The 20,166-nt window shown below is 74.6% G+C and carries 23 protein-coding genes and 1 riboswitch; of the genes, 6 read left to right on the top strand and 17 right to left on the bottom strand.

The genetic code is table 11. The features are described from left to right. Nucleotides 1-60 precede the first annotated feature (60 nt). Complete coding sequence (locus tag ACH4B3_RS06215; RefSeq protein ID WP_398461497.1) at nucleotides 61-567, top strand: GNAT family N-acetyltransferase; 507 nt, start codon at nucleotides 61-63, stop codon at nucleotides 565-567. A 198-nt stretch (nucleotides 568-765) separates the two neighbouring features. On the opposite strand, the gene ACH4B3_RS06210 is transcribed toward ACH4B3_RS06215, so the two are convergent. Beyond that, nucleotides 766-1,218: a carboxymuconolactone decarboxylase family protein gene (locus ACH4B3_RS06210; protein WP_398461496.1), complete on the bottom strand. Its 453-nt coding sequence runs from the start codon at nucleotides 1,216-1,218 to the stop codon at nucleotides 766-768. Between the two features lie 47 nt (nucleotides 1,219-1,265). On the opposite strand from ACH4B3_RS06210, the gene ACH4B3_RS06205 reads away from it, so the two are divergent. Then, entirely contained in the window at nucleotides 1,266-2,849 is a 1,584-nt protein-coding gene (locus tag ACH4B3_RS06205; protein ID WP_398461495.1) for a PLP-dependent aminotransferase family protein, read from the top strand. A gap of 187 nt (nucleotides 2,850-3,036) precedes the next feature. On the opposite strand, the gene ACH4B3_RS06200 is transcribed toward ACH4B3_RS06205, so the two are convergent. Next, a complete protein-coding gene (locus ACH4B3_RS06200) occupies nucleotides 3,037-3,465 on the bottom strand; it encodes a hypothetical protein (RefSeq protein WP_398461494.1) in 429 nt (142 codons plus the stop codon). A 500-nt stretch (nucleotides 3,466-3,965) separates the two neighbouring features. Continuing rightward, entirely contained in the window at nucleotides 3,966-4,898 is a 933-nt protein-coding gene (locus ACH4B3_RS06195) for a serine hydrolase (protein WP_398461493.1), read from the bottom strand. Between the two features lie 230 nt (nucleotides 4,899-5,128). Here ACH4B3_RS06195 and ACH4B3_RS06190 point away from each other — a divergent pair, with 230 nt between their 5' ends. Further along, nucleotides 5,129-5,998, top strand: coding sequence for a TetR/AcrR family transcriptional regulator (locus ACH4B3_RS06190; protein WP_398461492.1), 870 nt, complete (start codon nucleotides 5,129-5,131; stop codon nucleotides 5,996-5,998). A gap of 117 nt (nucleotides 5,999-6,115) precedes the next feature. Here the strand turns inward: ACH4B3_RS06190 and ACH4B3_RS06185 are convergent, their stop codons facing one another. After that, nucleotides 6,116-6,733 carry an NADPH-dependent FMN reductase gene (locus ACH4B3_RS06185; RefSeq protein WP_398461491.1) on the bottom strand — a complete coding sequence of 206 codons (618 nt, stop codon included), beginning with the start codon at nucleotides 6,731-6,733 and terminating at the stop codon, nucleotides 6,116-6,118. Between the two features lie 51 nt (nucleotides 6,734-6,784). Here ACH4B3_RS06185 and soxR point away from each other — a divergent pair, with 51 nt between their 5' ends. Next, a complete protein-coding gene (gene soxR, locus ACH4B3_RS06180) occupies nucleotides 6,785-7,240 on the top strand; it encodes a redox-sensitive transcriptional activator SoxR (protein ID WP_398461490.1) in 456 nt (151 codons plus the stop codon). A 132-nt stretch (nucleotides 7,241-7,372) separates the two neighbouring features. Here soxR and ACH4B3_RS06175 read toward each other — a convergent pair whose 3' ends face one another. From ACH4B3_RS06175 to ACH4B3_RS06165, 3 genes are all read right to left on the bottom strand, one after another. Further along, on the bottom strand, nucleotides 7,373-8,623 hold the full coding sequence (locus ACH4B3_RS06175; RefSeq protein WP_398461489.1) for a GNAT family N-acetyltransferase: 1,251 nt from the start codon (nucleotides 8,621-8,623) through the stop codon (nucleotides 7,373-7,375). Between the two features lie 106 nt (nucleotides 8,624-8,729). Continuing rightward, nucleotides 8,730-9,689 (bottom strand): asparaginase, encoded by a 960-nt coding sequence (locus tag ACH4B3_RS06170; protein WP_398461488.1) that lies wholly within the window; start codon nucleotides 9,687-9,689, stop codon nucleotides 8,730-8,732. A gap of 71 nt (nucleotides 9,690-9,760) precedes the next feature. Next, entirely contained in the window at nucleotides 9,761-10,402 is a 642-nt protein-coding gene (locus ACH4B3_RS06165) for an ABC transporter substrate-binding protein (RefSeq protein ID WP_398461487.1), read from the bottom strand. A 145-nt stretch (nucleotides 10,403-10,547) separates the two neighbouring features. Here ACH4B3_RS06165 and dtd point away from each other — a divergent pair, with 145 nt between their 5' ends. Beyond that, complete coding sequence (gene dtd, locus ACH4B3_RS06160) at nucleotides 10,548-10,973, top strand: D-aminoacyl-tRNA deacylase (RefSeq protein ID WP_398461486.1); 426 nt, start codon at nucleotides 10,548-10,550, stop codon at nucleotides 10,971-10,973. A 233-nt stretch (nucleotides 10,974-11,206) separates the two neighbouring features. Here the strand turns inward: dtd and ACH4B3_RS06155 are convergent, their stop codons facing one another. The 6 genes from ACH4B3_RS06155 to ACH4B3_RS06130 all read right to left on the bottom strand — a co-directional run bounded on the left by ACH4B3_RS06155 (nucleotide 11,207) and on the right by ACH4B3_RS06130 (nucleotide 16,872). After that, complete coding sequence (locus ACH4B3_RS06155; protein ID WP_398461485.1) at nucleotides 11,207-12,172, bottom strand: YgfZ/GcvT domain-containing protein; 966 nt, start codon at nucleotides 12,170-12,172, stop codon at nucleotides 11,207-11,209. A gap of 92 nt (nucleotides 12,173-12,264) precedes the next feature. Then, entirely contained in the window at nucleotides 12,265-12,741 is a 477-nt protein-coding gene (locus ACH4B3_RS06150; protein ID WP_398461484.1) for a Fur family transcriptional regulator, read from the bottom strand. 19 nt (nucleotides 12,742-12,760) lie between these two features. After that, the gene (locus ACH4B3_RS06145) at nucleotides 12,761-13,813 is read right to left on the bottom strand and encodes an ABC transporter substrate-binding protein (RefSeq protein ID WP_398461483.1); all 1,053 of its coding nucleotides are present in this window, start codon (nucleotides 13,811-13,813) and stop codon (nucleotides 12,761-12,763) included. Nucleotides 13,814-14,176: 363 nt separating this feature from the next. Beyond that, the gene (locus tag ACH4B3_RS06140) at nucleotides 14,177-14,956 is read right to left on the bottom strand and encodes an ABC transporter ATP-binding protein (protein ID WP_398461482.1); all 780 of its coding nucleotides are present in this window, start codon (nucleotides 14,954-14,956) and stop codon (nucleotides 14,177-14,179) included. Then, complete coding sequence (locus ACH4B3_RS06135; protein WP_398461599.1) at nucleotides 14,956-15,990, bottom strand: FecCD family ABC transporter permease; 1,035 nt, start codon at nucleotides 15,988-15,990, stop codon at nucleotides 14,956-14,958. The genes ACH4B3_RS06140 and ACH4B3_RS06135 overlap by 1 nt, the downstream gene beginning before the upstream one ends. A gap of 177 nt (nucleotides 15,991-16,167) precedes the next feature. Then, nucleotides 16,168-16,307: riboswitch (cobalamin riboswitch) on the bottom strand. Further along, on the bottom strand, nucleotides 16,300-16,872 hold the full coding sequence (locus ACH4B3_RS06130; RefSeq protein ID WP_398461481.1) for an FABP family protein: 573 nt from the start codon (nucleotides 16,870-16,872) through the stop codon (nucleotides 16,300-16,302). (Overlaps the previous riboswitch by 8 nt.) A 262-nt stretch (nucleotides 16,873-17,134) precedes the next feature. Between ACH4B3_RS06130 and ACH4B3_RS06125 the strand changes: the two genes are divergently transcribed. After that, nucleotides 17,135-17,497, top strand: a complete 363-nt coding sequence (locus tag ACH4B3_RS06125) for a DsrE family protein (protein WP_398461480.1) — start codon at nucleotides 17,135-17,137, stop codon at nucleotides 17,495-17,497. Nucleotides 17,498-17,845: 348 nt separating this feature from the next. Here the strand turns inward: ACH4B3_RS06125 and ACH4B3_RS06120 are convergent, their stop codons facing one another. The 4 genes from ACH4B3_RS06120 to ACH4B3_RS06105 form a co-directional block, all read right to left on the bottom strand. Next, nucleotides 17,846-18,100, bottom strand: a complete 255-nt coding sequence (locus ACH4B3_RS06120) for a DUF3099 domain-containing protein (protein WP_398461479.1) — start codon at nucleotides 18,098-18,100, stop codon at nucleotides 17,846-17,848. A gap of 433 nt (nucleotides 18,101-18,533) precedes the next feature. Then, a complete protein-coding gene (locus ACH4B3_RS06115) occupies nucleotides 18,534-18,821 on the bottom strand; it encodes a DUF1416 domain-containing protein (protein ID WP_398461478.1) in 288 nt (95 codons plus the stop codon). 57 nt (nucleotides 18,822-18,878) lie between these two features. Then, the gene (locus tag ACH4B3_RS06110; RefSeq protein ID WP_398461477.1) at nucleotides 18,879-19,718 is read right to left on the bottom strand and encodes a sulfurtransferase; all 840 of its coding nucleotides are present in this window, start codon (nucleotides 19,716-19,718) and stop codon (nucleotides 18,879-18,881) included. A gap of 167 nt (nucleotides 19,719-19,885) precedes the next feature. Further along, complete coding sequence (locus tag ACH4B3_RS06105) at nucleotides 19,886-19,993, bottom strand: putative leader peptide (RefSeq protein WP_398461476.1); 108 nt, start codon at nucleotides 19,991-19,993, stop codon at nucleotides 19,886-19,888. Nucleotides 19,994-20,166: the final 173 nt, after the last annotated feature.

Here is a 20,166-nt window from a genome sequence, read left to right as displayed (position 1 = left end):
CCACTCCGGCCCGGCAATTCGGGTGCTCCGGACCCGACCGCCGTGCTACCCAGGGCGGTTATGGACGACCTTGTGACCGAGCGGCTGATACTCCATCCGATGACCGTCGCCGAGGCGGAGCGGGTGGTGGCCGGCCTGCCCGGAGACACCGACCGATGGGCCCCGGGATACCCGGACGTGTACGACGTCAAGGGAGCCCGGGACTTCCTCACCGCCTGCGCGGGGCCGGGGAACCCGCAGCCCTTCGGCACCTACGAGATCCGCCGCCGGGAGGACGGCCGGGCGATCGGCGGTCTGGGCTTCAACCGGCCGCCGGACGCGGCCGGTACCACCGTCATCGGCTACGCGCTGATCCCCTCGGTGCGCGGCCGGGGCTACGCCACCGAGGCGCTGCGCGGGCTGCTGGAGTTCGCCCGGGCCGCCGGCGTGCGACGGGTGACGGGCGACACCGACCACGACAACACCGCCTCCCAGCGGGTCATGGCGGCGGCCGGGATGCGGCCGGCCGGCGAGGACGAGCGGGTGCGGTACTACGCGATCGACTGGGCCGCCGCGCCGCCGTCCTGACCGGTGTCCCGGTGGACCAGTGGACCGGTGGCCCGGTGGCCCGGTGTCCCGGCGGACCGGTGTCCCGGCGGACCGGTGTCCCGGCGGACCGGTGTCCCGGCGGACCGGTGTCCCGGCGGACCGGTGTCCCGGTGGCCCGGTGGCCACGACCGGTGCGGGGAGCGTGGGCGGGGCCGCCGCCGGTACCGAGCGCTCCGGTCAGCGGGTGCCCGGGGTCTTCCGGGTGGTCACGTTCATCCGGTTCCAGGTGTTGACCGTGAGGATCAGCGCGATCAGCTGGGCCAGCTCCCGCTCGGTGAAGTGCTCGGCGGCCTGGTCGTACACCGCGTCCGGGACGCCGTCCGGGAGCCGGGTCACGGCCTCGGTGAGGGCCAGCGCGGCCCGTTCCCGCGCGGTGTACAGACTGGCCTCCTCCCAGGCGCTGAGCTGGTAGATCCGGTCCTCGGTCTCGCCGGCCCGGCGGGCGTCGCCGGTGTGGTACTCGATGCAGTACGCGCAGCGGTTGATCTGGGAGGCGCGGATCTGCACCAGCTCCAGCAGCGTCGGGTCGATGCCCTCGCGGGCGGCGGCGTCCAGCGCGAGGACCGCCTTGAAGACCTGCGGGGCGACGGAGGCGAAGTCCATGCGCTGGGGGATCTCGATGTTCGTCATACCCATGACTCTAGGGCTGGGTTGGACCCCGGGTAGGGTGCATTTTCATGCCGAATCGATGGGTCAATTCACCGGCCGGGCCACCGGACACACGCCCCGGGGACGCCCCGGCGGCCGAGCCGGCACCGCGGGTGGCCCGGCACCCGACCGACGGAGCGCGGCCGGGGCCGGAGGCGGGTCCGGAGGCCGGTCCGCCGGCCGGGGCACGGGTCGATCCGGGCGCCGGCGCCGACCTCCACCTGGAGCTCGGTGGCGATGGCACCCGCCGTGAACAGCTGATGCGCGCGCTGCGCGAGGCCGTCGCCTCCGGACGGCTGGCCCCGGGTACCCGGCTGCCCGCCTACCGGACCCTCGCCGCCGATCTCGGCATCGCGCGCAACACCGCCGCGGAGGCTTACGCCGAACTGGTCGCCGAGGGCTGGCTGACCGCCCGGCAGGGCTCCGGGACCCGGGTCGCCCGGCGCAGCACCCCGCTGGCGCCGGACCGGGCGCGCCGCTCCACCCCACCGGTCCGCCGCCCCGGCCACGATCTGATGCCCAGTTCCCCGGACGCCTCCGCGTTCCCCCGGGCGGCCTGGCTCACCTCCGCGCGCCGGGCGCTGAACGCCGCTCCGGCCGACGCGTTCGGCGTGGGGGACCCGCGGGGCCGCATCGAGCTGCGGACCGCGCTCACCGAGTACCTGGCCCGGGCCCGGGGGGTGCGCACCGCGCCGCACCGCATCATCGTCTGCGCCGGGTTCGCCCACGCGCTCCGGCTGCTCGGCACGGTGCTGGACGGCTCGGTCGCGGTGGAGGCGTACGGGCTGCACTTCCACCGTTCGCTGCTGGAGCAGGCCGGGCGGGACACCGTGCCGCTGCCGGTGGACGCCGGCGGGGCGGCGGTCGGCGAACTGCCCGCCACCGGCGCCGGATCCGTGCTGCTGACCCCGGCGCACCAGTTCCCCACCGGCGGGCCGCTCCACCCCGAACGGCGGGCCGCCGTCATCGACTGGGCGCGCGCCACCGGCGGGCTGGTGCTGGAGGACGACTACGACGGGGAGTTCCGCTACGACCGGGAGCCGGTCGGCGCCGTCCAGGGGCTGGATCCGGAGCGGGTGGTCTACCTCGGTTCCACCAGCAAGAGTCTGTCGCCCGCGCTGCGCCTGGGCTGGATGGCGGTCCCGGACCGGCTGGTCGGCGACCTCCTCGCGGCCAAGGGCGAGCGGGAGCTGTGGACCGGGGCGACCGACCAGCTCACCCTCGCCGACTTCATCGGTTGCGGCGCCTACGACCGTCATCTGCGCGGGATGCGCCGCCGCTACCGGCGGCGGCGCGACCTGCTGGTGTCCACCCTCGCCGAACAGGCGCCGCAGGTCCGGGTCAGCGGGATCGCCGCCGGCCTGCACGCGGTGCTCGAACTGCCGCCGGGCACCGAGCCTGCCGCGCTGCGTGCCGCCCGGCGGCTGGGGCTGGCGGTGGCCGGACTGGGCGCCTTCCGCCACCCCGGCAGCACCATGCCGCCCCGGGACGGGCTGGTCATCGGGTACGGAACGCCGCCCGAGCACGGCTTCGGCGCCGCGCTGGAGGCGCTGTGCCTGGCGCTGCCGGGCACCCCGGAGGCCGGTGCGGAGGCCGGTCCGGACGCCGGGTGAACGGGCCCCGGTGGCTTGGGGGGCCGAGGGCCGAGGGCCGGCGCCGGCGGGGTGCCGACCGCGTCTGCGGGCGTCGACCGCGCCGGTGGACGGTGTTCGCTCCGGCGGGCGGGGTCCGCGTCGGTGGGCGGCCGTTCGCCGGGGGTGCCGCAGGGCGTGCCCGCCGGGGCCGGGGTGCCGGGCGGGCTCAGTCCGGGGTGACGCACACCGCGAACGCCTGGATCCGCCCGGCGACCTGTTTCGCCTGCCAGCCCCGACCGTCGGCCAGTGGCGCGTTACGGACCACGTAGTCGTTGGTCCGGCTGCCGGTGGTGCGGAAGCCATGGCTCACATAGCCGCCGTTGACGACCCGGGTGTCGCGCGGGCACTTCGCCACCGACGGCGCGTCCGGGGCGCTCACCGGGCCGGCGACCACTCGCGGGCCCTTCGGGGCGGTGGCCTGGGCGCCGGTCGAGCCGGGCAGCCCGAACGTGAGGAGGCCGGTCAGCAGCGCGCCGCCGAGCGCCCCGGCGCACAGCCACCGCCCGGCTCTGGCCGCCGTCCTCGCGGGCCTGCCGTGCCTGCCGCGCCCGTCCCCGCCGCCGGGCCGCGCGGTCCTCGTCGCCGTCACCGTCATCGCCAGGTCCTCTCGTCGCGCCGCACGCGCGGCGTCCGGGATAACGACCGGGCGCGGCCGGTCGGCGCGGTGACCTCCGGGAGCACCCGGACGAGTGACCGTCGGCAGCGGGGCGCCGTGACCCTGGCCGCCCCCGGCCGACCCCCGGCCCGGAACCACGGGGCCGACCCCCGGCCCGGAACCACCGGGCCGGAGGCCGCGTGCCGGAACCCTCATGCCGGAGGGCCCGGGCCGAACCGCCGGGCCGGAGCCGCCGGGCCGGACCCCTGACCGGAACCGCCGGGTCCGAGGCCCCGAGCCGGTGCCCCGGGTCGGGCGGGAGCACGAACGGCCCGGGGCGCCCGTCGGGGTGCCCCGGGCCGATGGGCCGATGGGCCGATGGGCCGATGGGCCGATGGGCCGATGGGCCGATGGGCCGATGGGCCGATGGGCCGATGGGCCGATGGGCCGACGGGCCGACGGGCCGATGGGCCGGAGAGGCCGTAGAGGCCGGAGAGGCGCTACGCGCGCGGGACCGCCGGGAGTGCCTCGCGCGGCGTGGCGGTCGGCGTGTAGCGGGTGGCCGCCGGGGCGGACGGGGCGAGGTCCTTGTGGATCACCCGGGCCACGGCCTGGATGGTCGCCACGCCGTCGTTCATGGTGCGGTTGTCATGGGTGAGGACGGTGATGCTGTAGTCGTGGCCGTTGCCGGTGAAGGCACCCACGCTGTGCACCCGCCAGCCGTGCGTGGAGCGGGACAGCCAGCCGTTCTTCACCTGGATCCGGGCGGTGGCGGGCGCCCCGGCGGGGGTGCCCCAGCGCTGGGAGCTGACCACCTTGTTCATCAACTTCAGGATGTAGGCGCGCGCGTTGGGGCTGAGCACGGTGTTCGGCGCGGTCAGCAGGTCCATCAGACGCTGCTCGTCACGCGCGTTGATCCGGGTGAGGCCCCAGTAGCCGTCGGCTCCGGGCACGGTCCGGGTCATCTTCGCGGCCGCCAGGAACCCCTTGATCTTCGTCATGCCGAGCTGCTTCCACAGCGCGGTGGTGGCCGCGTTGTCGGACTTGGTGATCATGGCGGTGGCGAGGTCGGACTCGCGCTGGGTCAGATAGCGGTTGTGCTTCTTGGCGTCCCACAGCAGGGTGGCCAGCACGGTCACCTTCACCACGCTCGCCGAGTCGAAGGCCTGGTCGGGGCGGAGGGTGCAGACGGTCTTGGTGGTGTGGTCGCGGAGCGAGACGGCGGTGGTGGCGGTCTTGCCGCGGAGGGCCGCCGTGATGTCCCTTTCGAGCTTGTCGGCCAGTCCGGCCTTGCCCGAGGTGCAGGTCACGGCCGCACCGGCGGCCGCGGCGGGCTGCGCCCCGGCGAGGGTGACCAGCGGTGCCAGCAGGCCCGTGGCGAGCGCGGCGGCCAGCGTGCCGCGGGCACGCCGGGATATCCGGTGTTGCGTCATGGAGCTTTCCCATCCCCTGTCAGCCCACCACTTGCCGGTGGACTTGCGTGACGAGGACACCGGATGCGGGGCGAAAGGTTGTACGAAGGGGGCGGGGTTTTCCCCACATCTCGCCCGTTGCTCCCAGAGATTGTGGTTGTTCGTGGCATTCGTCCTACGTGGCCGGTATCTGCCAACGTTGTCACCTGTATGACCTGATGACAGTAGGGTGAGCTGGAGCACAGCACGGAATGACGGGGGCACATGCGGTGCACGATCCAGGAAATCCGCCCGGCGAGGCCAAGGTGCGCGGGACCGGCCCGACCCGTACCGACCGCAGAAGGGCGCGTACGCGGGGGGCGCTGATCGCGGCGGCCCGGTCCATCCTGTCCGACCAGGGTCCCGCGGACGTGAGCATCCAGCAGATCACCAACCGCGCGGACGTCGGCTTCGGCTCCTTCTACAACCACTTCGGCAGCAAGGCCGAGCTGTTCGAGGCGGCGGTGGCCGACGCCATGGAGGAGTACGGCGCGCTGCTGGACGAGCGCACCGCCCACCTCGGCGACCCCGCCGAGGTGTTCGCGGTGGGCGTCCGTCTCACCGGCCGGCTGGCGGACACCCACCCGCAGGTCGCGCGCATCCTGCTGCGGACCGGCCCGGTGTCCATGCGGGTCGGCGACGCGATGCCGCCGCGGGCCCTGTGCGTCATCGAACGGGGGGTGGCCGCCGGGCGCTTCCGGGTCGCGGACCCCCAGGTGGCGCTGGCCGGGGTGGCCGGGTGCCTGCTCGGGCTGCTGGAGCTGCGGATGTCCGGCGCCGGGGCGGACGGGCGGCCCGGCACCACTCCGGCCGCGCTGCCCGGCACCACTCCGGCCGCGCTCCCCGCGGCCTACGGGGTGCCCGGGATGGCCGGCGTGCCCGGGGCGGTGGCCATGGCGCAGATGGCCGGGGCGGCCGGTGGGTTCGCCGCCGGCCCGGGGGCCCCGGACGACCTCTGCGAGCAGATGGCGGAACTGCTGCTGCGCATGCTGGGCGTCGCGGCCGACGAGGCCGCCGAGGTCGCCCGCCGTCCGCTGCCGGACTGCTGCGCCGCCGGCCTCCAGGCGCCGGTCCCGGCCTGAGGCCCCGCGTCCGGCCTGAGACCCCGCGTCCGGCGGGGCCGTCCCGGCCGGGCCCGGGCCGGACCGCCGGGTACGGGGTTTCCGGGGCGGCGCGGCGGGGCCGCGCGCACTCCGGGGTCAGGAGCCGTAGGGGTGGGTGGCGCGGGCGGTGCGCAGCGCCCTGCCGAACCAGGTGAGCTGGTCGAGCAGGGTCTTCGCGGCGCCGTTGGCGGCGTCCGCCTCCAGCGGCTGACCGTCCGTCCCGAACCGTTCCCAGGCGGTGTGGAAGCTGACCGTCTCGCGGACGGTGACGGCGTGCAACTCGGAGAAGACCGGGCGCAGATGCTCCACCGCGCGCAGGCCGCCGGAGAGCCCGCCGTAGGAGACGAAGCCGACGGGCTTGGCCTGCCACTCCGTGAAGTGCCAGTCGATGGCGTTCTTCAGCGAGGCCGGGTAGCTGTGGTTGTACTCGGGGGTGATGACCACGAAGGCGTCGGCGGCGGCCAGGCGCGGGCTGACGGCTTCCAGGGCGGCCGCGGCCTCCGGGCCGGGGCGGCCGCTGAGCCGGTCGGGCAGGGGGGTCTCGGCCAGGTCGACGACGTCGACCTCCAGGTCGCCGTGGATCCGGGCGCGCTCGGCGAACCAGTCGGCGACGGTCGGTCCGAAGCGGCCGTCGCGGGTGCTGCCGACGATGACGGCGAGCCGGAGGGCGTCGGTGGTGGAGGCGGGAGCGGTGGCGGTGGTGTCGGTGTTCATGGGAAGAGCATCGGACTTAAAGCAAGGTTGAAGTCAAGCTATCGTCGGCACATGTCCAAACTCACCTGGAAGACTCATGAGCTGACGGTCGGCGAACTCTCCGAGCGCAGCGGCGTCCCGGCCTCCGCGCTCCGCTTCTACGAGCGGGAAGGGCTCATCCACAGCCGTCGGACCAGCGGGAACCAGCGCCGCTACACCCGGGACATGCTCCGCCGGGTGGCCTTCGTGCGGGCCTCGCAGCGGGTGGGGATGCCGCTGGCGCAGATCCGGGAGGTCCTCGCGCTCTTCCCCGACGACCACGTGCTGACCAAGGAGGACTGGGCCCGGATCTCCGAGTGCTGGCGCAAGGACCTGACCGAACGCATCGAGCAGTTGGAGAACCTGCGGGACCACCTCAGCGACTGCATCGGCTGCGGCTGCCTGTCGATCTCCAACTGCGCGCTGGCGAACCCCTACGACCGGCTCGGGGAGCAGGGCAGCGGCCCGCGCCGGCTGCTCAAGGGGTGAAGCGGGGCAGCGGCCCGCGCCGGCTGCCCACGGGGTGATCCGGGACCGGGTCCGAGCCGGCCGGAACCAGCCCGGGCCCGCCGGCCGGTGCCCGCCCGGGCCCGCCGGCCGGACGCGGCCGGGGGACGCCGGTCAGAAGATGTCCGGGCACCAGGGGCGCCGCGAGGTGCGCAGCAGCGCGTCCGCGCGGGCCGCCGCACCCGCCTGCTCCTCCGAGACCCGGCCCAGCGCGGCGAGCCGCACCGCCGACTCGTCACCCAGCCAGAGCGCGCCCAACTCGGCCGCGCTCAGGTACAGATCGGCCGACCGGGTGGTGGTGGGCGTGCAGCTCGCCCCGTCCGGTCCGGCCTCCAGCAGGTAGCGGCCCTCGGTCAGGCCGGCCGGGTCGTCCAGCTGGAGCACCAGGGAGCCCTCGCCGGGGTAGGTACGCGCCTCCAGCATGCGGGTCACGTCCAGCGGACGGACCCACAGGAAGTCGGCGTGCGCGGTGACCCTGGCCGCCCGCGGGTCGGGCAGCAGCAGCGGCAGCAGGTCGTCCGGCGCCCGGTGACCGGAGTTGACCCTGCTGACCCAGTCGACCGACATCAGGTAGTACCACAGGGCCCGTTCGGCGGCCGGGGTGACGGCCGTCAGATCGACCACGGTGGCGGTGTTGGCGGGGAGCTTGGCCTCCCAGTTGCTGTTCACGGTGTAGGTGAGCAGCCCCTCCACGGTGCCGTCCGGTGCGCGGTGGACGACGTGGAACGGCTCGGTCCACGGGTCGCCGGGGACGGGGAACATCCCGGTGTTCGCCTGCCACCACCGCTCGTCCCGGTCGATCACGCCGTGCCGGGTGGCGCGCAGCCGCTCGTGCAGCTCGGGCCCCAGGGTCCGTACCGCCTCGGCGTCGATCAGGTCGGTGCGGCCACCGTCCGCGGGGCCGGAGTAGCGCGGGTCGAGGCCGCTGCGGGCGACGTCCACCTGCCACTCGGTGATCCAGGTGGCCGGGCCGAAGCCGTACCGTCCGTAGATCGGGTACTCGGCGGCGATCAGGGTGGCGACCACCTCGCCGCGCTCCTTGGCGGCCCGCAGGTCGCGTTCCATCATCCGGCTGAGCAGGCCGCGGCGGCGGTGGGTGGGGGAGACGGTGACGTTGCTGATGGCGTCGGCCGGCACCGGGGCGCCACCGACCGCGGTGACCTGCTGGGCGAAGCTGCGGAAGGTGGCGACGCAGCGTCCGGTGTCGGTGTCGAAGGCCCCTTGGGTGCGTTCCGGGACGAAGCCGGTCCGGCGGAACCCGATCTCCTCGTCGCTGACCGTCGGCGGCCGCAGGAAGCCGGTGCGCAGCGCCAGGGTCCAGTCGTGCAGGTCGGATTCTTCGATCGTCCGGATGTCGAGGCCCATGGGCCCACGCTAGGTGCCCCACGGCCTCCGGCGCACCGGGTTTTCGCCCCCGGTCCGGGCGGCCCGGTCCGGGCGGCCCGGAGCGGGCCGCCCGGACCGGGCCGGCTCAGAACGCGGCCCGCACCTCGCCGACCCGGACCCCGCCGCCCAGCAGCGGCGCGTCACCGATCCGGGCCAGCACCGGGGCGGAGATCCCCAGCTGTTCCAGGGCGCGGGCCAGCACCGGACCCAGCGCCCGCAGCCCACCGTCGTCGATCTTGAACGCCAGGGCCCGGCCGTCGGGCAGCGCGACCGCCTGGACCGCCTCCGCGCCCATCTTCGACAGGGCGCCGGGCACCTCGCGCATCAGCCAGGTGTCGGGGCGGCGGGTGCCAGCCACGTACTCGGGGTGGGCGCGCATCGCGTCCGCCACCCGCCGCTCGGCGGTGCCCGGCGCGGCCAGCACGAAGGACCGGTAGGCGCGGGCCAGGCCGGTGAGCGACAGCGCCATCAGCGGGGCGCCGCAGCCGTCGGTGCCGACGTGCCCGACCCGCTCGCCGCCGGCCTCCTCCACCACCGTGTGGATCAGCTGCTGGAGCGGGTGGCCGGGGTCGAGGTAGCTCTCCAGCGGCCAGCCGTTGCGGACGCAGACGGCGAGCATCGCGGTGTGCTTGCCGGAGCAGTTCATGGTGATCCGGTCGCGGGTCCGTCCGGCCGCCAGGTAGCGCTCCGCCTCCTCCGGGTCCAGCGGCAGGTCGGGCGGGGTCTGCAGGGCGTCCGCCGGCAGCCGGTACTCGGCCAGCATCCGCTCGACCAGGTCGAGGTGGAACGGCTCCCCGGAGTGGCTCGCGGCGGCCAGTGCCAGCCGCTCCCCGGACAGTTCCAGACCGGCCCGCAGCACGGCCGCGGCCTGCATCGGCTTGTTGCTGGACCGGGGGAAGACCGGGGCGTCGACGTCGCCGAGGGCGCGCTCCACACCGCCGTCCGCCGCCAGCACCACCAGCGAGCCCCGGTGGTGGCCCTCGACGAAGCCGGAACGTACGACCTCGGCGAGGACCGGGCGTATGGCGGTGGAGGAGGAGGTCATCGTCGGCCTTCCGGGGTGCGGGGCGTGCGGGACCCGCCGCGCCCCGGGGCCGGCGCCGGTGAGCGGGCCGTTCAGGCGAGCAGGTCGTCTACTTGTGCTTCTCCCTCACGGTACCTGCGGGCGATCTCGGCACCGCAACCGTCCGCGGTCTGCTGGAGCTCCTGGCGGCGCCGGGAGACCTGCCGCTCGTAGCCCTGCAGCCGCCCCATCGCGCCGTGCAGCTCCTCGTCGGTGCGGGCCCGCAGGTCGGACAGCTCCACCTCGGCGAGCATCGACTCGGCCAGCCGCCGGTACTCCTCGCCGTGCGGGGTGCCGAGCGTCACATGGCGGGCCGAACCGCGCTGCCGCGGCGGCTCGTCGGCGAGGATCTGCGGCAGCCGGTCGACGACCGGCCCGGCGGGGGCCGAGCGGTGCCCCAGTTCGGCCCGGAGGATGTCGATCCGGCCCTGCAGGAGCCGCCGTACGTAGCTCAGGTCGGCCTCCTCGCGCTGCGAGTCGCGGCGCAGCTCGCGTAGCTCGGCCAGCCGGAGGCGGCCCAGTGGCGCGCGGTCCGGCCGGCCCCCGTCGTGGCATGCGGTGCCCGGCCGGGGGATCTCCGGCCGCGGGGCCGCCTCCGTCCGGCCCGCGCCGGGCAGCGCGGTGCGCATCTCGCGTCCCTTGGCGCGGATGGGAGTTGCGGGCCCGGGCGGGTGTCCGGTGCCGAGTGTGCTCATGCGTGTCCGTCCCCTCGGTGCACGGCGTGGCGCCGCACTGTCCACATAACGCACTGGGTTCCCCGCATCGTGCCATTTCGGGTCCCACGCGGGAGTGGCAGTGCGGCGGATCCGCCCCGGATGGACGCACGGCATGATTGTCGGCATGCGTGCTGTGGTACAGAGAGTGAACGGTGCCTCCGTCGTGGTCGACGGGGAGACGGTGGGCGAGATCGTCGGCCAGGGGCTGTGCGTGCTGGTCGGCGTCACCCATGACGACACCCCCGCCAAGGCCGCGCAGCTGGCCCGCAAGCTGTGGTCGCTGCGCATCCTGGAGGGCGAGAAGTCCTGCTCCGACCTGGGGGCGCCGCTCCTGGTGATCAGCCAGTTCACGCTCTACGGCGACGCCCGGAAGGGGCGCCGGCCCACCTGGAACGCGGCGGCCCCCGGGGAGGTGGCGGAGCCGCTGGTGGACGAGGTGGTGGCGCGGCTGCGGGAGCTGGGCGCGCCGGTGGAGACGGGCCGGTTCGGGGCGGACATGAAGGTCTCGCTCACCAACAACGGCCCGTTCACCGTCCTCGTCGAGGTGTAGCCGGGCGGCGCGGCGCGCGGTACGCCGAGGTCCGCCGGCCGGGGCGGCCCGGCGGACCCGGCTGGGCGCCCGCCCGGCCGCGGCTCCATCGGCGCCCGCCGGGCCGCGGCCGCGTTCAGGCCCCGGGCGCGAGCCCGTCCAGGACTCGGCCGCGACCGGGCCTCAGGGCCCGGCCGCGACCCGGTTCAGGACTCGGTGACGACCGGCTGCTCAGCCCCCGGCCGGGATCCCGCTCAGGGCTCGACCACGGCCTCCTGGGCCGCCGCCGTGCCGTCGGCGATCAGCCCGGCGTCGAGCGGCACGTTCCGCTTCACCAGGGCGAGGGCGATCGGGCCCAGTTCGTGGTGGCGCGCCGAGGTGGTGACGAAGCCCAGTTGGCGCCCTTCCACGCCTTCCGACGCCAGCCGCACCGGAGCGCCGTGTCCGGGCAGCTTCACCTCGCTGCCGTCCAGGTGGAGGAAGACCAGGCGGCGCGGCGGCTTGCCGAGGTTCTGCACCCGGGCGACCGTCTCCTGGCCCCGGTAGCAGCCCTTCTGCAGGTGGACCGCGGTGCCGATCCAGCCCAGCTCGTGCGGGATGGTCCGGTGGTCGGTCTCCATGCCCAGCCGCGGCCGGTGCGCCTCGACCCGCAGCGCCTCGTACGCCAGCAGGCCGATCGCCGGGCCGGCCTCGGCGGCGAACTCCTCCAGCCGGGCGCGGGGCAGGAACAGGTCGCGCCCGTACGCCGTTTCGCGGGCCACCGCGTCCGGCGGAACCGCGGTGATGCTGCCGGCCGGCAGGTGGACCACCGCGTAGGCGTCCGTGGCGTCCGCCGTCTCCACCCGGTAGAAGAACTTCATGCTCTCCAGGTAGGCGAGCAGGGCCTCCTGGGTGCCGGGCTCCACGTGCGCCCAGGTGGTCTCGCCGTCGTCCACCAGGTACAGCGCGTGCTCGATGTGGCCGTGCGGGGAGAGGATCAGCGCCTCGGTGGCCTGCCCCGGGGGCAGGTCGCTGACGTGCTGGGTGAGCAGCAGGTGCAGCCAGCTGAGCCGGTCCTGGCCGGTCACGGTGACCACGCCGCGGTGCGACAGGTCCACGAATCCGGTGCCGTCGGCGAGCGCGCGCTGCTCTCGGAACAGGTCGCCGTAGTGGGCGGCGACGCCTTCGTCGGGGCCCTCGCCGGGGACGGCGCCGGGCAGCGACAGCAAAGGGCTCTTCATGCGGGCCAGCCTACGTCGTGCGGTCCGTGCGGTGGCCCGCCGAGCGGGCCGGGCCGGGGCCACCGCGGGGCGCGGGCCCGGGCCGGGGCGGCTCAGGAGGTGGCGGACGGGCCTCGGCCGGCGGCGCCCTCGGCGGGGGCCGGGGCGCCTTCGCCGCGGGCGCACCGGGTACACCGCCCGAAGATCGCGAAGTGCTTGAGGTCGGTGTCGAAGCCGAACTCCTCGCGCAGCTTCCGGGTGAACGACTCGGCCACCGACAGGTCCGCCTCGATCACGTCCGTGCAGTCCCGGCACACCAGGTGGATGTGGTGGTGGCGGTCGGCGAGGTGGTAGGTCGGGGCGCCGTGTCCGAGGTGCGCGTGGCTGACCAGGCCCAGCTCCTCCAGCAGCTCCAGGGTGCGGTAGACGGTGGAGATGTTGACGCCGCTGGCGGTCCGGCGCACCTCGGTGAGGATGTCGTCGGGGGTGGCGTGTTCGAGGCGGTCGACGGCCTCCAGCACCAGCTGGCGCTGGGGCGTCAGGCGGTAGCCGCGCTGTCGGAGGTCGGTCTTCCAGTCGGTGGTCGCCACGGGCCCAGTGTAGGCACGGTCAGTGGGATCGGTTGCCGCCCGCGTCGCGCCGCTCGTCGGCCACCTCGCGCAGATAGCCGGCCAGGGCGGCGACGGCCGCCGGGTTGCGCGGGCTCTCCACCAGGTCGGCGTAGTCCAGGACGAAGATCCGGCCGTGCTTCACGGCGGACACGTCGCGCAGCGGCGGGTAGCTCTCCAGGAACTTCCGCTTCTGCTCGGCGCCGGTGTCCCCGTAGTCGTTGATCACGATGACGTCGGGGTCGCGTTCGACGACGGTCTCCCAGCCGACGGTGGTCCACGAGTCGTCGAGGTCCTTCATGATGTGGTCGCCGCCGGCCTTGGTGATGATGTCGTGCGGTGCGGCGAACCGGCCGGAGGTGAACGGCTTGTCCCGGCCGTCGTCGTAGAGGAACACCGTGGGCCGGTCGGCGCCGCGGGGGGCCTCGGCCCGGGCCTCGGCGACCTGGGCCCGGAAGGTGCGCACCAGCTTCGCGGCCCGGTCCTCCACGTCGAAGATCTTCCCGAGGTTCGTCAGGTCGGTGTAGAGCGCGTCCAGCGGCGGCATCACGCCGCGTGCCGAGCCCCGGCCGTTGCGGCAGGACTCGGTGAGGACGTAACTGCCGATGCCGAGCTTCTCCAGGGCGGCCGGGGTGAACCCGTCGTCCTCGCCGAAGCCGTAGTTCCAGCCGGCGAAGACCAGGTCGGCCCGGGCGTCCAGCACCATCTCCTTGTTGATCTCCTTCTTCGACAGCCACCGGACCTTGTCGTAGCCGTCCTTCCAGGGCACCCCGGCCAGGTCGCCCTTGTCGTCGGGCGTCACGAACCCGGCCATCCGGTCCTCCAGACCGAGGGCGAACATGATCTCGGTGATGCCGACGTCGTTGGTGACCACGCGCCGCGGCATCTCCGCGTAGGTGGTCTCGACGCCGCAGTTCTCGACGGTGACCGGGTAGTGGCCGGACCGGTCGTGCTTCCCGGCGGTGGTCTCGTCGTCCTTGACCTCGGCCCCGCACCCGGCCAGGGCCAGGGCAGCGACGAGGAGCAGGGCGGGCGTGCGGGAACGGGCGTGCATGGGGACCTCACAGGGTGGGTGGGGGAGGTACGGGGAGGCACAGGGCGGGTGGGTGGGAGAGGCACAGCGCGGGTGGGCGGGGGAGACGCAGCGCGGGTGGGCGGGGGAGACGCAGCGCGGGTGGGTGGGGGAGGCACAGGGTGGGTGGGCGGGAGAGGCACAGCGCGGGTGGGCGGGAGAGACGCAGCGCGGGTGGGTGGGGGAGGCACAGGGCGGGTGGGCGGGAGAGACGCAGCGCGGGTGGGTGGGGGAGGCACAGCGCGGGTGGAGTGGGGCGGGGCGGGGTGGTGCGCGTCGGTCCCGGTCCCGGTCCCGGTCCCGGAACCCGGTCCCGGACCCGGTCCCGGGGGTGGGACCGGGGCCTCAGGGGGCGGTGGCCGGCAGCCGGTCGAAGAGGAGTTGCACCGCGCCGGTCTCCGGGTGCCGCACCCGGTGCGCGCGCACGCCGAAGACGTCGGCGAGCAGCTCCGGGGTGAGGACGTCGTGCGGGGTGCCGGAGGCGACGATCCGGCCGCCCGCGACGACGTACAGGCGGTCGCAGTGGACGGCGGCGAGGTTGAGGTCGTGGAGGGCGGCCAGCACGGTCAGCCCGGCGTCCCGCACCAGCGCCAGCACCTCCAGCTGCTGGGCGATGTCCAGGTGGTTGGTGGGCTCGTCCAGGACGAGGACGGCGGGCTGCTGGGCGAGCGCCCGGGCGATCAGCACCCGCTGCTTCTCGCCGCCGGAGAGGGTGTGGAAGTTCCGGTCGGCGAGGTGGGCGGCGCCGACCCGGGCCAGCGCCGCCGTGCACAGTTCCCGGTCGGTCGCGCTGGTGCGGCCGGCGGCGCTCTGGTGCGGCAGCCGGCCCATGGCGACCACTTCCGCGGCGGTGAAGCCGAACTCCCCGGTGGATTCCTGGGGGAGTGCGGCCAGCCGCCGGGCGCCGTCCCGCGCGCTCAGGGTGCGCAGGTCCGTGCCGTCCAGCCGGATCGCGCCGGCGGTGGGGCGCAGGGCGCGGTAGACGCAGCGCAGCAGGGTGGACTTGCCGCTGCCGTTGGGGCCGACGAGGCCGACCAGCGCCCCGCTGTCCGCCCGCAGGGTGAGGTCGTCCACCAGCCGGGCCCCGGCGACGTCCACGGTCACGTTCTCGATGTCGAGCCGCATCAGGCACCTCCGAGGTGGTGGCCGCGGCGGCGCATCAGCAGCACGAAGCACGGCACGCCGATGACGGCGGTGATCACGCCGACCGGGAGTTCGACGGGTGCCAGCAGCACCCGGGACAGGATGTCGACCCAGACCAGCAGGACCGCGCCGAGCAGCGGGGCGACCGCCAGCACCCGGCGGTGGTCCGCGCCGACGAGCATCCGGGTGATGTGCGGGACCATCAGTCCGACGAACCCGATCGCCCCGCTGACCGCCACCACCGCGCCGGTGACGGCGGCGGTCACCACGAACAGTTCGGTGCGCAGCCGCCGGGCGTCCACGCCGAGCGCGGCGGCGGTCTCGTCGCCCATGGCGAGCGCGTTGAGCCGGCGGGCGGCCAGCGCCAGGTAGCCGAGTCCGGCGGCGACGGCGGCGGCCGCGATCGGTACCGAGGGCCAGCCCGCTCCGCTGAGGCTGCCCAGCAGCCACATCATCGCGGCACGGGCGGCCTCGCCGCGGTCGGCGCTGAACACCATCAGGGTGGTGATCGCCGAGAAGCCGTAGTACATGGCGGTGCCGGTGAGGACCAGGCGCAGCGGGGTGAGCCCCTGCGGGGTGCGGGCCGCGGCGTAGACCAGGGCCATGGCGGCGAGCGCGGAGACGAACGCGGAGGCCGACAGGGCCCAGATGCCGAGGCCGGTGAAGGCGCCGAAGAGCAGGACGGCGTTGGCGCCGACCGCGGCTCCGGAGGAGATGCCCAGGACGAAGGGGTCGGCGAGCGCGTTGCGGACCATCGCCTGCACCGCCACCCCCACCGCCGACAGCCCGGCGCCGACGACCGCGGCGAGCACGGCGCGCGGGAAGCGCAGTTCCCAGACGATGGTGTAGGCGGCGACCTCGTGCCGCTCGATGGCCGAGCCGGTGAGCCCGGCGCGCAGATAGCGCAGCACCTCGGGCCAGCCGATGCCGGCCGAGCCCAGGCCGGCCCCGCAGACCAGGGATATCAGCAGGGCGGCGCAGCCCGCGCCGACCAGCGGGGGGAGCGGCAGCCGCAGCGGTGCGCCGGGTGCGCGCGGGCCGGCGGTCTCGGTGTCGGGTGCGGTCCTGGTGGTGGCTGCCACGGGCGGGTCGCCTTCGCCTCGGGCCGTTTCGTACCTACGGGAAAGGGCGCCCGGGGCGGGCTGTGCGGGCACAGCGCCGGTGGCGGATCCCCTCGCAGTCCACGGCGAGTTGTCAGGAACGACCGCCGCCGCAGGTGATCTGGCTCGCGTCCCTCGCGGGACGCCCACAGTTGCGGGTCAGCGCCGGATTTCGACCGGACTTCCCCTGCGGGGCGGGTGGAGAAGGTGCTGCTGGAACCGGGTCTAGCGGAAGAACGCGATCCCGTCGTCCGGGAGGTCGCCGAGGTCCTTGGCCCAGGCCGCGACCTCTTCCGGGGTCACCGCCTTCTTCAGGTGCGCCGACATGTAGGGGCGGAGCGGCACCTCGGGGGTGGCCTTCTCGCCGACCCACATCAGGTCGCCCTTGACGTAGCCGTACAGTCGCTTGCCGCCGGAGTAGGGCCCGGAGGCGGCGGTGCGCGCGACCGCGTCGGTGACGACGTCGATCTGCGGCTTGCCCTCGGCCAGCTCGCCGTACCAGACCTCGACCACGCCCTGGTCGCGGACCATCACGATCTCGACCTTGCGGTCCTTGTCGATGCGCCAGTAGCCGGACTCGGACTCCAGCGGGCGGACCTTCTTGCCCTCGCTGTCGAGCACCCAGCTGCGGGAGACGTACTCCAGGAAGTCCCGGCCGTCATGGCTGAAGGTGACTTCCTGTCCGAAGTTGCACTTCTCCGAGCCGGGGAAGTCGGCGACGCCGGCGCCCGCCCAGTTCCCGAGGAGGAAGGCGAGGGGCACGAGGTCCGGGTGGAGGTCGGACGGGATCTCGATCATGGAATCAGGCGATCTGTGGAGAGGGGCGGGAGGGGAGTCAGCGCTGGCCCTGGTACAGCTTCTTCCAGGTCAGCCCGGCGAAAGCGACGACAGCGACGGCGACCAGGACCAGCAGGGTGGTGAAGACTGCCTCAAGCACGAGCGCGCTCCTCGGACGGAGTGAGGGTTTTACGGACCGTGGCCAAGTCTAGTGGGCGGTCCGCGCGCCGGTGCTGTGAGGTGCGCGGCAGGAGGCGGGCGCGCCGCGCACTACAGTGCCGACATGGCCAAGAAGCTGGTGATCAAGGTGACGGCGGGCGCCGACGCGCCCGAGCGGTGCTCGCAGGCGTTCACGGTGGCGGCGGTGGCCGCGGCCAGCGGGGTCGAGGTCTCGCTGTGGCTGACCGGGGAGTCCACCTGGTTCGCGCTGCCGGGGCGGGCGGCGGAGTTCGAGCTGCCGCACGCGGCCCCGCTGCCGGAGCTGCTCGACGGCATCCTGGCGGGCGGCACCGTCACGGTGTGCACGCAGTGCGCGGCGCGCCGCGGGATCGAGGAGAAGGATCTGATCGAGGGCGCCCGGATCGCCGGGGCGCAGGTCTTCGTGAGCGAGATCATGCCGGACGGCGTGCAGGCCCTCGTCTACTGAGGGGGCGCCGCCGGCGGCCCGGACGGGCGTGGCACGGGCCGGCGGGCTCGGATGGCGGGGCGCCGGCCGGTGGGCCCCGGACGGGCGTGGCGCCGGCCGGTGGGCCGCGGCCGGGCGTGGCACGGGCATTCCGGGTCCGCCCCACCGTCGTGCGGGCCCGGTCTTCGTGCGGGCCCGGTCTTCGTGCTGGTCCGGCCTTCGTTCAGGCCCGGCTTTCGTGCTGGTCCGGCCGTCGTGCGCGGCGGCCGTCGGTGCGGACCGGTGCGACGTTCCCGTGGGGTGTTCCGGCGCGGTGTGGCGCCGTGCTCCGGCGTGGTGTTCCGGCGCGCGGGGCCGGGTGGGCGCCGTTCAGCGCGGCTCGCGGCGGTCGATCTCGCGCCACCACTCGTCCGACTGCCGGTCGCCGGTCTCGTCCCACCACCGGTCGTCCGGCCCCCGCCGGTTGGCGACGATCGCGGCGAACGGGGGGATGACCATGGCGACGACGCACATCCCGACGGCCACTGGTACCGACCACAGCCGCACCACGGCCCAGGCCGTGATGAAGAGCGCCAGACACACTCCCATCAGTACGAAATAGGTGTGGCGCCGTCGCGCGTACATACCTTCAGCCTACGGCCGGGGGCGCCGTCCGGCACCGGCCCCGGCCGGGGCGGACGGGTGGGTCCGCGCCACCGCCGCGCCCCGCGCCGCGCGGGCGGGCGCCGGTGTCCGCCCCGCGCGCCCGGGGCTGCCCGGCGCCGCTCCCCGGCACCGCCCCCGGGCCCGGGGCAGCGCAGGCGAGGGATGCCGGGTGCGGCGACGGCGAGGGATGCCGGACGCGCGGGGAGAACCGGGGCCACCGGGCATGCGGCGACGGCCGGGGGGTTCCGGTGGCCCGGCGGCGACGGCCGGGGGTTCCGGGAGCCCGGCGACGGCGGGGCTCCGGGGCCTCGCCGACGGCCGGGGGTTTCCGGGCATGCGGCGAGGGCCGCACCCCGCCGAGGCGTCCAACCCCGGGGTGCGGCCCTCGTCTCGCTGAGCCGGTGCGCACGGCTCAGACGGCGATGGCGACCTCCGCCAGTCCGCCCTTCTGGGCGACGACGGTGCGGTCCGCGGTCGCGCCCGGGACGAGGGCGCGCACGGTCCAGGTGCCCTCGGCGGCGTAGAACCGGAACTGTCCGGTGGCGGAGGTGGGGACCTCCGCGGTGAACTCGCCGGTGCTGTCCAGCAGGCGCACGTAACCGGTGACGGGCTCGCCGTCGCGGGTCACCGAACCCTGGATGGTGGTCTCACCGGGCTTGACGGACGAGGCGTCGGGGCCGCCGGCCTTGGCTCCACACATGTTGATGTCCTTCGGTCGTAGTCGGTCGGGGGTGACGGGATAGCCGGACCGCTCGGGTCAGCTGTGGGCGCCGAGCTCGATCGGCACGCCGACCAGGGAGCCGTACTCGGTCCAGGAGCCGTCGTAGTTCTTGACGTTGGACTGGCCGAGCAGCTCGTGCAGCACGAACCAGGTGTGCGCGGAGCGCTCACCGATACGGCAGTAGGCGATGGTGTCCTTCGACAGGTCGACGCCCTCGCCCTCGTAGAGGGCCTTGAGCTCCTCGTCGGACTTGAAGGTGCCGTCGTCGTTGGCCGACTTCGACCACGGGATGTTGCGGGCGGTCGGCACGTGGCCCGGGCGCTGCGACTGCTCCTGCGGCAGGTGCGCGGGGGCCAGCAGCTTTCCGGAGAACTCGTCGGGGGAGCGCACGTCGACCAGGTTCAGCGAACCGATCGCGGCCACCACGTCGTCGCGGAAGGCGCGGATCGAGGCGTCCTGGGCCTTGGCCTTGTACTCGGTGGCCGGGCGCGACGGCACCTCGGCGACCAGGTCGCGGGAGTCCAGCTCCCACTTCTTGCGGCCGCCGTCGAGGAGCTTGACGTCCTGGTGGCCGTAGAGCTTGAAGTACCAGTAGGCGTAGGCCGCGAACCAGTTGTTGTTGCCGCCGTAGAGGACGACCGTGTCGTCGTTGGCGATGCCCTTCTCGGAGAGCAGCTTCTCGAAACCGGCCTGGTCCACGAAGTCGCGGCGCACCGGGTCCTGGAGGTCCTGCTTCCAGTCGATCCGGACGGCGTTCCTGATGTGGTTCTTCTCGTAGGCCGAGGTGTCCTCGTCGACCTCGACGATGACGGTCTTCGGGTCGTCGATCCGGGCCTGGACCCAGTCGGCGTCGACCAGGACGTCACTGCGGCTCATTGTTCTCTCCTCCGGGGCAGTTGCGGCGGTGCGGGGCAGTACGGGACGCACGGCGGTACGGCGGGGCGATGGAGCGCGGTTCCCTCGGCGGGGGCCGGGGACACCCCCGTGCGCGGAGTCGGGCAGCCCTGAGCGGGCGGGCGGATGGGCGGGGCCACCCAGCCGGGTCAGACGGTGGGACAGAGCATGGCGGCGACGCGGCACAGGTCGACTGCCCGCCGCTTCGTGAGTTCCGCCTGGTCCCGGTGACGGGGACCGCTGATCCAGCTCTGCATGCGTCCGATCGTAGGGACGGTCGGGCGGGCGTGTCACCGGTGTGTCGAATGATGAGACACGATCGTCTGAAATGTGGGATGAGGGTCCGGTGCCGCGGCTCCGCGGACCCCGCCGACCGGGGGCAGGGCGCCGTGGATCTACCGTACGGACGCACCTGTCTCAGCCCGTGGAA

Origin of the sequence: Streptomyces sp. NPDC018031 (assembly GCF_044327625.1) — a bacterium.
GTDB lineage: Bacteria > Actinomycetota > Actinomycetes > Streptomycetales > Streptomycetaceae > Streptomyces.
This window is presented reverse-complemented; position numbering and strand designations above follow the sequence as displayed.

Coding starts and splice junctions, on each gene's coding strand:
- ACH4B3_RS06175 (WP_398461489.1), bottom strand. CDS start 8,623: ATGGGCCTCGACATCCGGACGATCGAAGAATCCGACCTGCACGACTGG.
- ACH4B3_RS06105 (WP_398461476.1), bottom strand. CDS start 19,993: ATGCAGAGCTGGATCAGCGGTCCCCGTCACCGGGACCAGGCGGAACTC.
- dtd (WP_398461486.1), top strand. CDS start 10,548: ATGCGTGCTGTGGTACAGAGAGTGAACGGTGCCTCCGTCGTGGTCGAC.
- ACH4B3_RS06115 (WP_398461478.1), bottom strand. CDS start 18,821: ATGTGTGGAGCCAAGGCCGGCGGCCCCGACGCCTCGTCCGTCAAGCCC.
- ACH4B3_RS06140 (WP_398461482.1), bottom strand. CDS start 14,956: ATGCGGCTCGACATCGAGAACGTGACCGTGGACGTCGCCGGGGCCCGG.
- ACH4B3_RS06165 (WP_398461487.1), bottom strand. CDS start 10,402: ATGAGCACACTCGGCACCGGACACCCGCCCGGGCCCGCAACTCCCATC.
- ACH4B3_RS06185 (WP_398461491.1), bottom strand. CDS start 6,733: ATGAACACCGACACCACCGCCACCGCTCCCGCCTCCACCACCGACGCC.
- ACH4B3_RS06200 (WP_398461494.1), bottom strand. CDS start 3,465: ATGACGGTGACGGCGACGAGGACCGCGCGGCCCGGCGGCGGGGACGGG.
- ACH4B3_RS06120 (WP_398461479.1), bottom strand. CDS start 18,100: ATGTACGCGCGACGGCGCCACACCTATTTCGTACTGATGGGAGTGTGT.
- ACH4B3_RS06190 (WP_398461492.1), top strand. CDS start 5,129: ATGACGGGGGCACATGCGGTGCACGATCCAGGAAATCCGCCCGGCGAG.
- ACH4B3_RS06110 (WP_398461477.1), bottom strand. CDS start 19,718: ATGAGCCGCAGTGACGTCCTGGTCGACGCCGACTGGGTCCAGGCCCGG.
- ACH4B3_RS06195 (WP_398461493.1), bottom strand. CDS start 4,898: ATGACGCAACACCGGATATCCCGGCGTGCCCGCGGCACGCTGGCCGCC.
- ACH4B3_RS06215 (WP_398461497.1), top strand. CDS start 61: ATGGACGACCTTGTGACCGAGCGGCTGATACTCCATCCGATGACCGTC.
- soxR (WP_398461490.1), top strand. CDS start 6,785: ATGTCCAAACTCACCTGGAAGACTCATGAGCTGACGGTCGGCGAACTC.
- ACH4B3_RS06145 (WP_398461483.1), bottom strand. CDS start 13,813: ATGCACGCCCGTTCCCGCACGCCCGCCCTGCTCCTCGTCGCTGCCCTG.
- ACH4B3_RS06205 (WP_398461495.1), top strand. CDS start 1,266: ATGCCGAATCGATGGGTCAATTCACCGGCCGGGCCACCGGACACACGC.
- ACH4B3_RS06170 (WP_398461488.1), bottom strand. CDS start 9,689: ATGACCTCCTCCTCCACCGCCATACGCCCGGTCCTCGCCGAGGTCGTA.
- ACH4B3_RS06210 (WP_398461496.1), bottom strand. CDS start 1,218: ATGACGAACATCGAGATCCCCCAGCGCATGGACTTCGCCTCCGTCGCC.
- ACH4B3_RS06125 (WP_398461480.1), top strand. CDS start 17,135: ATGGCCAAGAAGCTGGTGATCAAGGTGACGGCGGGCGCCGACGCGCCC.
- ACH4B3_RS06155 (WP_398461485.1), bottom strand. CDS start 12,172: ATGAAGAGCCCTTTGCTGTCGCTGCCCGGCGCCGTCCCCGGCGAGGGC.
- ACH4B3_RS06130 (WP_398461481.1), bottom strand. CDS start 16,872: ATGATCGAGATCCCGTCCGACCTCCACCCGGACCTCGTGCCCCTCGCC.